An 11,055-nucleotide genomic window follows, 5' to 3' on the forward strand; every position below is an offset into this window, starting at 1 on the left:
GTTGTATATACTAACTCTGCATATTAACTAAGTTATAGGGGTATTGGTATATACGAAACGTATGGAAGGCTGTATAATAATATCAAGTTTGTTGAAACAAGTTATTGATTATGGAGGTTCTTATGAATAAGAAAATTCTAGCTTCTTTATTTGCTGTAGGTTTAGCTGCAGGCTGTGTATGCTCTTCTGTTGATGCACATGGTGTGTTCTTCGCTAACCGTACAGATGAAAAAGTACTTGTATTAGGTGAGGGTCCTGTAGATAATGCTTATAGTGCAGATATGGTAAAAAATATTACTGCATATGATGTACAAGGCAAACAAATTCCAGTACAAGTTGTGAAGCATGAAAAAAATATAGCTATTGTTCCACCAGCAGATCTTGGTGTAACTGTAACTAATTTCGATTATGGCTACTGGACTAAGACTAAAGATGGTAAAACAATTCATAAACCAATCACCGAAGTTCCTGGTGCGGTTAAGAGTACACATGCTATCAAATATGATGTTCATTACTGGAATGCACAAGCAAAACCATTTGTAGATAAGAATGCATTTATTCAAATTGTACCTTCTGTTAATCCATTGACATTAAGAAAAGGTGATACCTATGAAATCCAAGTGTTTAAAGATGGTAAACCATATGCGAATGCACCTCTTATCAAAGATTTAGTAAATGATTTAACTGGTGAAGCTAAAGCCGATGAAAATGGTAAAGCTACTGTAGCTGTTACAGCAGATGGCTTAAATGTAGTAGGTGTTGAAGTTGCATTCCCTACACAAACTAAAGGGGAACAAAATAAATACTTTAGTGCATTGTCCTTCCTTATTTCTCCTGAAGAATAATAATTAGTAATTTTAGTACTTACCGAGTGTGTGAGTTAATAGAAGACCTCCTTAGTTGGACTAAGGGGGTCTTTTTATATTTTGAGCAAATAAAAATGTAAATGTGTTCTGTGAGGACACTTACCTACAAGGTAAGTAAAAGGAGAGATTATTATGAAGTTACATCGCCATTTATCCGCTGTGATGGCTGCTTTAGTTTTAACTGGTATATCTTATTCTGCGATAGCAACAGAAATTACTGTAACAAGCGATAAAGCAGAGGAGTTGCTGGGTTTAACAATGGGGTCACCAGTACAAACGCAACCTGAGGTTAAACACATAGAGGATACATTAACAGTTAATGTACATGGTAAAAGTTTAACAGAGGCTGGTAAAAGTAAGAATGTTACAGGTATTTATAATGGCTTTGGTTCACAACTAACGGTAGATAAAGACCTTATTGTACGATTAAAGAATGATGCACCAGCATCGAAGCGAGAATTAGGTCATTATTATATGAGTGCAGTCTATGCTGGTTATGGCGGTAAGGTACCACGTCTAAGTAAAGATAACCCTGATCGAGACTATGGTGATACTAATATTCATGTGAAAGGTAATGTAGATATCGATGCTATCGGCTCTGGTTTACAAGTCAATCAACGAGGTCATATCCTTGTTGATGGAGGCGGTAAGATTATCACTCATCCTGTAGAAACATCTGATACCTATTCTGTAGTAGCAGAAGAAGGGGATGTATATGTTAATGCAGGCGCTGATGGCAAACATCCAGGCACTCATGACTTGGTTGTTGTTGGTAATGTAGGCTTAATCGATAAGGACTATGGTCGCGATCCAAACCATAATGAAGAACCGACGAATGTAGGTTTAGCTTTCACAACACCAAATTCTAGCCTCACAGGTGCTGTATTAAATGAATATGCTGAAAGCAATAAAAATCCTCATAATTCTGGTGCAGATATTTACTTACAAAATGGTGCTACTTGGAATAATGAGTGGATTGGTATAGAGCGCCCTACACCTAAAAAAGAACGTCCATCAGGGGATAATGCAGCATACCTATACAAGGGCAGTAAGGTTCGTAATTTTGTAGGTGGTGTTAACCCAACTGCAGTAGGTAACATTCATCCTATCGATGCGCGGCCTATAACAATTCAGAACTATAGCGGTTATGTGAATACTATTTATAAATTTGGTGTGCCGGCTAGTGATACAGGAAAAGGGCAAATCATCGTTGAACATGCGGCGGATAATAGCCATATTACAATGCAAGGCGACCATTCCGGTAATACCATCGACGATGCAAGCTACAAAAAGGATATTCAAGCATTAGCTGAGAAATTACAATACACAGGCAATGATAAGAAGCTTAGCACAACAGTTCAAATTAATGAAGGTGTTACTACACCTGGTGCTGTAGCAGACCTAGGGGCAGATCATTTTGATTCTCAAGGTCATCTCGTTGTAGATGATACAACAAAAGTTGTTCGTGCTAGTGAATCATCGCTCGTAGGTGGCACAAAATCTGCCCTTACTTCAACAGTTATGGCGTGGAAAAATAATACTAATAATTTACAACGTCGTTTAGGTGACCTTCGTCTAGCTAATACAGATAAAGGAGTATGGGCTAAATATATAGGTGGTAAATCTAAGATTACAGATGGTGCTGATGCACATATGACATACAATGGCGTACAAGTTGGTTACGACCATAAGGCAACTAATGGTTGGATTTTTGGTGGTGCTATTGATTACAGCACATCTAGCAACTCTTATGCCAACGGCAGTGGCGACGGTAAGCTTGGCGGTATAGCCTTATATGGTACAAAACAACATGAGGATGGTCGGTATATAGATATCATCGCTCGTGGTAATAGATTATCCAACGACTATAGCCTTAACTCAATTAGTGGCCAACGTTTGAATGGTAACTACCATACATTTGGTACATCCTTGAGTGCTGAATATGGCAAACGTATTAAAAAACAAAATGGTTTCTATATCGACCCTAGTGTAGAATTTATTCTAGGGCGTTTAAATGGTGTATCCTATGATGCAACTATTGCAGGCGGCGGATCCATGCATGTGAAATCTGATGCTGTAAACTCTGCGGTAGGTAGACTTGGTATTGGTATTGGTAAAGAAACAGAAAAATCTAATATCTTTGCAAAACTAGCACTAGCTCATGAATTCTCTGGTAAGGTAAATACTACATATTCTGCACCAGGTAATCCAACAGTACAAACAACTGTAGATTTAAAGGATACATGGCTTGATGCGGAAATCGGCGGTTCTTGGAGCGTTCGTCCTAGTACATATCTATATGGTACATTCACTAAAAACTTTGGTGCTACTATAGATAATACATGGCGTATCGATGCAGGCGTTAGACATAACTTTTAATTAAATATATGAAAACTCTGTAGTAGCTTGAATTGAGTTGCTACAGAGTTTTTTTGTAAAAGTGTTTATGTGAATTATTCTTTATCGGCAAATAGACAATATTAACTGGCTTGCTGTGATAGGCAGACTTTAACAATTTTGTATTTCTATGATAGTATATAGAGGCTAGTTAATATGTAACTTCTTAAGTAAGAGTTAGGAGGATATAATATGAAAGTTTTAATCGTAAATGGTAGTAGTCATGTGAATGGCACAACAATGCAAGCTATAAAAGAAGTACAAAAGGTCTTTACTGAGGCAAATGTAGATACTGAAGTCATTCAACTTGGTAATAAGCCGATTCGAGATTGTATTCAATGCGGTTATTGTTTTGAACATGGTGAATGTGTATTTAAGGATGATGATGTAAATGCCTTTGTAGAAAAAGCGAAGGATGCAGATGGCTTTATCTTTGCAACACCTGTATATTATGCACATCCGAGTGGACGTATTTTATCCTTTTTAGATCGCGTATTCTTTAGTGCAGAAAGTGTAAAGCCAAATCCATTTGCCTTTAAACCAGGTGCATCTATCGCCGTAGCTCGTCGCGGTGGTACAACGGCTTCCTTTGATGTACTTAATAAATACTTTGGTATTTCTCAAATGCCAATTGCAGGCTCTACATATTGGAATATTAGCCATGGTCTAGTAGCCGAAGATGCTAAGCAAGATGAAGAAGGTATGCAAACAATGCGCAACTTGGCTAGAAATATGGTTTGGATGATGCGTAGCTTTGCTGTAGCTAAGGAACAAGGTGTACCATATCCAGATACAGAGAAAAACGTATCTACGAACTTTGTACGTTAATACCTTAGCGCTTGGTTAGGTACTATAGGAGTTATGATGGTTAAAATTTTATTCATTTGTCATGGTAATATTTGTCGTTCAACGATGGCTGAGTTTTATATGAGGCATATCGTTGCGAAAGCTGGACTTAGCGATTCTATTTACGTTGAGTCTGCCGCCACATCTCGTGAGGAGATAGGAAACGACACCCATTATGGGACTAAGCAAAAACTAGATGAAATGGGTATTCCTTATACTCGTCGTAAGGCTCGTCAAGTAACTGTTGATGACTATCACAACTTCGATTACCTCATTATTATGGATGAAAATAATGGACGTAATTTAAAACGAATTATTGGTGATGATTTAGATTCTAAGGTATTCAAGGCCATGTCTTTTGTTGGTGAAAGCCGAGATGTAAAGGATCCTTGGTATACGGGAAATTTTGATGAAACCTATGATGATGTCAGTCGTAGCTGTGATGCTCTATTAGCGTTGATTAAAGAAAAAATATAAATATAAAGACCTTACTATTAGATGATGTAGCAATAGTGATTGAGTTTAACTATAGTTATTCCAATCTTGAATTGATTTAATAGTAAGGCCTTTTCTATATACAGACTATCTTGCTTTATACTTTATACTATCGAACCATAACGTAATATGGTATAATTTTTAGGTATTCATGCGCCTATAGCTCAGGGGATAGAGCGCCGGTCTCCGGAACCGGGTGCGCAGGTTCGATTCCTGCTAGGCGCACCAAATAAAAGGCTTCTCGAAATTTCGAGAAGCCTTTTTATGTGTCTTTATTCTTTAGGTTGATGTATAGTTCAGAAAATTATATGTTAGCATCTATATTTAGTACAACGAATTCCTCGTGCTTGAAATTCATTCATCAGTAAGTCTATTGATTTATCAATGATTTCTTCATTAGTTATATATACCATCTTTTTGTAATAGACAGTACCATCAAATTCTATCCAACGGCTTGTTTTACCATTTAGTTTACAAATTTGCATTCTGCCGGCCCAGCTACCCATACTACGGAATTGTTTTCCTTTAGAAAAACGTACCTCACGAATATCGCTAAATTTAAATGTTCTTCTTACTAAGCCAATGCCTATAGAGACTTGATCATCCTTAAAGTAAAGAAGTTTATAACGCTCTCCAGGAGGCATAGATCTGATTATAGATAAGTTATAAGTAGCAAAAACTACAGCAATAGCGATCAATAGAAACATAAGGATTATCATATATTTTCCCATACTTTCAAAGCCTCCTTTTCTTTATTATAATAAATATAAATAATATATGAAACAGCTATATTAACTCTAGTAATAGGAGAGAAACGAATGGAAATACATGCACGAACTACTAAATGGAGTAAGAGTGTATATGTTGATTCCCACCATTGCTGTGTTTTTCGGGATTAAAAAGCCTTTACTCAAGAGGGAAACAAGAAAATTGTTAGAGAAGAAATTAGGGTCTACGTGAAGCTTTCATTACTGGATCTGAACAGCTACGAAGTAATGAGCATATTGTTGATATAAATGATTTAGAAAACCTCTACTCCAATGAGTGGAGGTTTTTTTATGGTGATATATAGGGGATGTGGTACAGCTAAAAGCTCCATATAGGATTTTATATTTGATAGTATTGAAATAGCGTGTAAATGTGATTTGAGTAACACATTTTATTTTGAGAATGATGTACAATAAGATTGTCCTTGTAAAAATCTGAACATCCTAGCTGGAACACTAGGCATATAGGACGTGATGAATAACATATAAATTATCTAATTAAGATTAATAAAGTACTAAATTGTATCATTGAATAGTTTTGATGTAGTGATACAGAGGAGATAGAATGACAAATAGAATACAAGAACTCACCGTCGACGAAACTTGGCGTAATGAGCAAGATGCGTGGAATAATCGATCTAATTACTTTGTAGAAATGCACAATCGGGACGATCGTAAGGCGCAGGTTACAGAGTTTTTATCCTTCTTGAAGGATGAAAATCTTTTGCCCCCTAAAGACGGTTGTACCCTTGATATTGGCTGTGGTGTATGTGACTATGCATTAGGATTGGCTCGTGAAGGCTATAAGGCAACAGGTATAGATTTATCTGATGGTATGATTCGTGGTGCTAAACAATTAGCAGAGGCAGAAGGTTTAGATCTTAGCTTGTATATTGCACCGTGGTCTGATGAAACTCGCCGTGAACTAAAATGGGATAAAACCTTTGATTTAACATATAGTATTTTTTGCCCTATCATGTTTGATGTAGAAAACATTCGCGCCATGCATGAATCAAGTAAGGACAAATGCTTGTGGATCGCTTTTAGTGAACGCAGTGATGAAACGGTAGATATGTTATCTGAACATTTCTTTGGTCGCGATTCATTTCCTTGGGATGGTAAGATGAAAGCATGTTTAGATGTTATCCATGAAATAGGACATAATGTAAAAGTGACTTATAAAACAGTGCCTGAAACAGAGGTTATGAGCCTTGATAAAGCGGTTAATTACTTTGCTATGCGACTTCATAATAATACATGGGGCGATATAGAAGATATGAAAGTAGAAATTAGGAATCTCATTGAACCATTAGCCATTAATGGAGAAATCCATAATAAAACAGTTGATAAAGTGGCATGGGTATCATGGTCTGTGAAATAGGAGGGTAGTATGACAGTTGATGAAAAACGTAAGTTAGAACTAAAAACTATGTACCAAATTATTGGCATCTATTGTCATAATAAGCACCATACTCCTAAGGGGCAGCTATGTGAGGCTTGCGAGCAGGTTTGGGAATATGCGGAGCATCGCATTGATGCATGTCCTCATATGGAAAGTAAAACATTCTGTAGTGTATGTAAAACCCATTGCTATGCACCTAATTATCGTGAAAAAATCCGTGAAATTATGCGTTATGGTGGACCAAGGATGTTACTGGTATCGCCGATCCAAGTCATTAGACATATGTATCTTGAATGGAAAGACAAAAAAAGAGGCTAGCCATGCTAGCCTCTTTTTAATGGTTTTATCACGTTTTCATGTAATAATCTTATGCGATTGCTTTGTCCAATACAGCTTTGATTAATGCTTTTGTTTGGTCATAGCTTTCACCAGGTTGAGCCTCATATTGTTTGTCGAGGTCGAACCATAAGTTTGGATAGTACTCATAAGGGTGAGTTTTGAAGAGCTCATGAGCGTCTTGATCTTCAACCCAGTTGATATGAATGTCTGCATATGCAGAGTTTTCTGCAACAAGTTCATCGATAGCACGGAATGCATTTGCACAATAAGGGCAACCGTTTAAGTGGAAACCTAAGATTTCTTTCATGGTTTTACAGTCCTTTCCAGACAAAATTAATATATATTTCTATAATTTGAGATTTATTACATACTCATGTACCACAACATGTGGTACACTACTGAGTATAACACATCTATATAAGATATTCAATTTTTTGGATATATCGAATGAGAATATTGAGAATGCGATATGCATTTTTTACATAGTTAAGGAGGCACCTATGATTTCAGGCGCAGCATATGTGGTGAAGGCCCTTCAAGAGGAGCAGGTGGATATACTATTCAACTATCCTGGGGCAGCAACCATTGATATCATGGATGAATTATATAAACAAGATAAGGTAAAAGTAATTTTGCCACGTCATGAGCAAGCATTGGCTCATGCAGCAGATGGTTATGCTCGTAGCACGGGTAAGGTAGGGGTTTGTATGGTAACCTCTGGACCAGGTGCGACAAACCTTGTGACAGGTATTGCTACAGCATACGCTGATAGTGTGCCCCTTGTTTGTATTACAGGTCAAGTAGACTTGGGACTCATGGGCAATGACGCATTCCAAGAGGTGGATACGGTTGGTATTGTGCGTAATATCTGTAAATATGCTGTTACCGTTCGTGATCGTAAAGAGCTAGGGCGTATTTTGAAAGAAGCCTTTTATATTGCCCGTACTGGTCGTCCTGGTCCTGTAGTGGTGGATGTTCCTAAAAACATTCAAAAGGCTATGGGTTCTGATGAGTATCCTACAGAGGTTAATATTCGTGGCTATAAACCAAATACAACAGTTCACGTAGGACAAGTAAAAAAAGCATGCTCTATTATCAGCAAGGCTAAAAGACCACTATTCTTATTAGGCGGTGGCGTTAGCATTAGTGGTGCTAACGATCTCATGATGAAGCTAGTAGAAAAAACAGGCATTCCTGTTGTAACTACATTGATGGGTAAAGGTGCTATCGATAGTCGACATCCTTTATATCTCGGCAATATTGGTATTCATGGTGGCTATGCACCGAATGTGGCACTCACTGATTGTGATGTAATGATTTCTATTGGTACACGCTTTAACGATCGTATTACAGGCAAATTAAGTACCTTTGCACAAAATTGTAAGATTATCCATATTGATGTGGATGCAGCATCTATTTCTAAAAATATTAAGGTGGATATTCCAATCGTAGCAGATGCTAAATTAGCTATTGAAAAATTATTGGAATATATTGAACCTCATGATCTTGGTGAATGGCCTGCGCAATTACAACAACTTAAGGCTGAGCACCCTGTTACACAAGCTGGTGAAGAGGGCTTAACACCTCAAATTGTTATTGATTATATTAATAACCACTATGCACGACCTATTGTTGCTACTGATGTAGGACAAAATCAATTGTGGACTACTCAGTTCCTTGAAATTAAAGGACAACACCAAATGTTGACATCTGGTGGCCTTGGCACGATGGGCTATGGGTTCCCAGCGGCGTTAGGGGCTCAAATCGGCAACCCTGATAAACGAGTATTTGCTATCTGTGGCGATGGTGGCGTACAAATGAATATCCAAGAATTTGCCACAGCTATGCATTACCGTTTACCTGTAACACTAATCATTTTGAATAATGGCTTCCTTGGTAATGTACGCCAATGGCAACAATTGTTCTACGACAAAAGATATGCTTGTACTAATTTGTTGATGGATGAAAGCTCTATTGTGACGCGTGATATGATCGATAATGATGAGTTTGAATATGTTCCAAACTTTGTACAATTGGCAGAAGCTTATGGTGCAAAGGCAATGCGCATTACTAAGGTAGAGGATATCGAAAAAGGGTTCCAATTGGCAGATACTTTCAAAGATGGTCCTACATTACTTGAGTTCATCATTCCAACGGAGCTCAATGTATTGCCAATGGTACCAGCTGGCAAATCTTTAAATGATATGTTATTAAAGGATAAAAAATAGGAGGGGCTATGGAATTACATATGGAAAAACGCTGTATTTCAGCGTATGTAGAAAACCAAATCGGCGTATTGGCTAAAATTTCAGGCCTCTTCGCAGGTAAAAATTATAACCTAGATACATTGACTGTAGGGGAGACAGAAGATCATACCATGTCTCGTATGACCATTGAGCTCACATGCGACGATTTGACATACGAACAAATCATTAAACAGCTTAATCGCAGTGTTGAGGTAATTAAGGTTATCGACTTTACGGATATGCCGATTACAAAGAAAGAACTATTGTTTATTAAGGTCAACAGTTGCAAAGAAGCAGATAAACAAGAAATCTTCCGCATTGCTCAAACCTTTGACTTGTTGGTAGTCGATTATAACCGCAAATCCGTTCTCGTACAATGTGTAAAAACAGTATCTAAAAATAACGACATGATTGCTCTATTTAAAGATATGTTCGTCAATCGCATTGAAGTTGTACGCGGTGGTAGCGTAGCTATCGAAGCACTATCTACACCTGATAGATAAGTTTTAACTCTAATTATTCTAATTCTATTTTTGGAGAATAATGATCTAAGACTAGTAGTGATTTAGAATGGATACAACTGAATATGATATAATATTTATATCGACCATTATTGATATAGAGACCTTGGTTGTATGCCAAGGTCTTTTTATATAGGAGGTACTATGAGTTTATTAGATGATATTTTAGCCCATAATAGAGAATATGTAGAAGATCAAAATACAGGTTACGTAGAAACAGATACTAAATGCAGTAAGATGCCTAGTCGTGAAATGGCAATCGTTACATGCATGGATACACGTCTTGTTAACTTCTTAGAAGATTCCATGGATATTGGCCGAGGTGAAGCGAAAATTGTAAAGACTGCAGGGAACTGTATTACAGGTCCCTTTGATGGCGTTGTACGTAGTTTACTTGTATGTATTTATGAGCTAGGCGTTAATGAAATCTTTATCATTGGTCATCACGAATGTGGTATGGCAAAAACTACAGCGAAAGATCTAACAGAAAAAATGTTGGCTCGTGGTATTGCACCAGAAGCGATTCATATGGTCCGTAAAGAAATGGAACGCTGGGCAGATGGATTTACACACCCTGCTGAAAATGTAGAAGACACTGTAGACGAATTGCGTATGAATCCTTTGATTCCGAAAGACGTACCTATTCACGGTCTTATCTTCCATCCTAGAACAGGTGAAATTGAAGTCATCGTTAATGGCTATACACAAATGAAACAATATTACGAAAAATAGTAGGTAAATACTTTAAAAGAGGTATTGTGAATTGAGTAATATAGATAGACTAGATACATTTGAGGTAGCGTGTAAACATTTTCTCGGAGATTTTTCAAATTTTAAAAATCTCATTTCTACCCAAGTTCAATCGTTAAATGGTTTAGAATGGTCTTTTGATAAAGGCTCCACTAAGGTTTGTAGTGCTGACGAAAAGGGCTTAAAAAAACGATGCAAAGTTGGCATAACATATAGACTACAGGTTGAATTATCTCAAGTTGATACGGAAATTATTTGGTCAGAATTTAGTCGATTTTGGGGTGCTACTACTTTAAATCAGGTTGAAAGAGTATATAGCAATGAAGAATTAGGGCGCTATCAATTTATAGCTAATAATTCAATAGGCGATGAGATCATTTGTAACATCTATTTACATAATGAGTGGAATATACCGCAATTAAATAT

General features: G+C 37.1%; 12 protein-coding genes and 1 tRNA gene. 11 read left to right on the forward strand and 2 right to left on the reverse strand.

What is annotated here, in order from left to right; all coding sequences use genetic code 11:
* Nucleotides 1–122: 122 nt before the first annotated feature.
* From QZ334_RS04605 to QZ334_RS04625, 5 genes are all read left to right on the forward strand, one after another.
* A complete protein-coding gene (locus QZ334_RS04605; protein WP_039969029.1) occupies nt 123–845 on the forward strand; it encodes a DUF4198 domain-containing protein in 723 nt (240 codons plus the stop codon).
* A 153-nt stretch (nt 846–998) separates the two neighbouring features.
* Nucleotides 999–3,245, forward strand: coding sequence for an autotransporter outer membrane beta-barrel domain-containing protein (locus QZ334_RS04610; protein WP_295232312.1), 2,247 nt, complete (start codon nt 999–1,001; stop codon nt 3,243–3,245).
* A 210-nt stretch (nt 3,246–3,455) separates the two neighbouring features.
* Nucleotides 3,456–4,091, forward strand: a complete 636-nt coding sequence (locus tag QZ334_RS04615) for a flavodoxin family protein (RefSeq protein ID WP_005385772.1) — start codon at nt 3,456–3,458, stop codon at nt 4,089–4,091.
* A 36-nt stretch (nt 4,092–4,127) separates the two neighbouring features.
* Nucleotides 4,128–4,586 (forward strand): low molecular weight protein-tyrosine-phosphatase, encoded by a 459-nt coding sequence (locus QZ334_RS04620; protein WP_039969030.1) that lies wholly within the window; start codon nt 4,128–4,130, stop codon nt 4,584–4,586.
* Between the two features lie 171 nt (nt 4,587–4,757).
* A tRNA-Arg gene (locus tag QZ334_RS04625) sits at nt 4,758–4,832 on the forward strand.
* Between the two features lie 83 nt (nt 4,833–4,915).
* Here QZ334_RS04625 and QZ334_RS04630 read toward each other — a convergent pair.
* Nucleotides 4,916–5,335 (reverse strand): hypothetical protein, encoded by a 420-nt coding sequence (locus QZ334_RS04630; protein ID WP_005385774.1) that lies wholly within the window; start codon nt 5,333–5,335, stop codon nt 4,916–4,918.
* 601 nt (nt 5,336–5,936) lie between these two features.
* Here QZ334_RS04630 and QZ334_RS04635 point away from each other — a divergent pair.
* Both QZ334_RS04635 and QZ334_RS04640 read left to right on the forward strand, forming a co-directional pair.
* Nucleotides 5,937–6,752, forward strand: coding sequence for a class I SAM-dependent methyltransferase (locus QZ334_RS04635; RefSeq protein ID WP_005385776.1), 816 nt, complete (start codon nt 5,937–5,939; stop codon nt 6,750–6,752).
* A 9-nt stretch (nt 6,753–6,761) separates the two neighbouring features.
* Nucleotides 6,762–7,091, forward strand: a complete 330-nt coding sequence (locus QZ334_RS04640) for a nitrous oxide-stimulated promoter family protein (RefSeq protein ID WP_005385779.1) — start codon at nt 6,762–6,764, stop codon at nt 7,089–7,091.
* 49 nt (nt 7,092–7,140) lie between these two features.
* Here the strand turns inward: QZ334_RS04640 and QZ334_RS04645 are convergent, their stop codons facing one another.
* Nucleotides 7,141–7,419, reverse strand: a complete 279-nt coding sequence (locus tag QZ334_RS04645; protein ID WP_295232318.1) for a glutaredoxin — start codon at nt 7,417–7,419, stop codon at nt 7,141–7,143.
* A gap of 193 nt (nt 7,420–7,612) precedes the next feature.
* Here QZ334_RS04645 and ilvB point away from each other — a divergent pair, with 193 nt between their 5' ends.
* The 4 genes from ilvB to QZ334_RS04665 form a co-directional block, all read left to right on the forward strand.
* Nucleotides 7,613–9,340 carry a biosynthetic-type acetolactate synthase large subunit gene (gene ilvB, locus QZ334_RS04650; RefSeq protein ID WP_295232321.1) on the forward strand — a complete coding sequence of 576 codons (1,728 nt, stop codon included), beginning with the start codon at nt 7,613–7,615 and terminating at the stop codon, nt 9,338–9,340.
* Nucleotides 9,341–9,348: 8 nt separating this feature from the next.
* Nucleotides 9,349–9,861, forward strand: a complete 513-nt coding sequence (gene ilvN, locus QZ334_RS04655; protein WP_156719064.1) for an acetolactate synthase small subunit — start codon at nt 9,349–9,351, stop codon at nt 9,859–9,861.
* 162 nt (nt 9,862–10,023) lie between these two features.
* Entirely contained in the window at nt 10,024–10,611 is a 588-nt protein-coding gene (locus tag QZ334_RS04660; RefSeq protein WP_105089499.1) for a beta-class carbonic anhydrase, read from the forward strand.
* A 31-nt stretch (nt 10,612–10,642) separates the two neighbouring features.
* Nucleotides 10,643–11,055, forward strand: a 413-nt coding sequence (locus QZ334_RS04665) for a hypothetical protein (protein WP_295232324.1), incomplete at its 3' end; no start/stop codon positions are given.

Origin of the sequence: Veillonella sp. (assembly GCF_019414865.1) — a bacterium.
Lineage (GTDB): Bacteria > Bacillota > Negativicutes > Veillonellales > Veillonellaceae > Veillonella.

Excerpts from the sequence above, each read along its gene's own strand:
- QZ334_RS04620 (WP_039969030.1), top strand. The coding sequence starts at position 4,128 with ATGGTTAAAATTTTATTCATTTGTCATGGTAATATTTGTCGTTCAACG.
- QZ334_RS04615 (WP_005385772.1), top strand. The coding sequence starts at position 3,456 with ATGAAAGTTTTAATCGTAAATGGTAGTAGTCATGTGAATGGCACAACA.
- QZ334_RS04640 (WP_005385779.1), top strand. The coding sequence starts at position 6,762 with ATGACAGTTGATGAAAAACGTAAGTTAGAACTAAAAACTATGTACCAA.
- QZ334_RS04660 (WP_105089499.1), top strand. The coding sequence starts at position 10,024 with ATGAGTTTATTAGATGATATTTTAGCCCATAATAGAGAATATGTAGAA.
- QZ334_RS04630 (WP_005385774.1), bottom strand. The coding sequence starts at position 5,335 with ATGGGAAAATATATGATAATCCTTATGTTTCTATTGATCGCTATTGCT.
- QZ334_RS04610 (WP_295232312.1), top strand. The coding sequence starts at position 999 with ATGAAGTTACATCGCCATTTATCCGCTGTGATGGCTGCTTTAGTTTTA.
- ilvB (WP_295232321.1), top strand. The coding sequence starts at position 7,613 with ATGATTTCAGGCGCAGCATATGTGGTGAAGGCCCTTCAAGAGGAGCAG.
- ilvN (WP_156719064.1), top strand. The coding sequence starts at position 9,349 with ATGGAATTACATATGGAAAAACGCTGTATTTCAGCGTATGTAGAAAAC.
- QZ334_RS04635 (WP_005385776.1), top strand. The coding sequence starts at position 5,937 with ATGACAAATAGAATACAAGAACTCACCGTCGACGAAACTTGGCGTAAT.
- QZ334_RS04645 (WP_295232318.1), bottom strand. The coding sequence starts at position 7,419 with ATGAAAGAAATCTTAGGTTTCCACTTAAACGGTTGCCCTTATTGTGCA.
- QZ334_RS04605 (WP_039969029.1), top strand. The coding sequence starts at position 123 with ATGAATAAGAAAATTCTAGCTTCTTTATTTGCTGTAGGTTTAGCTGCA.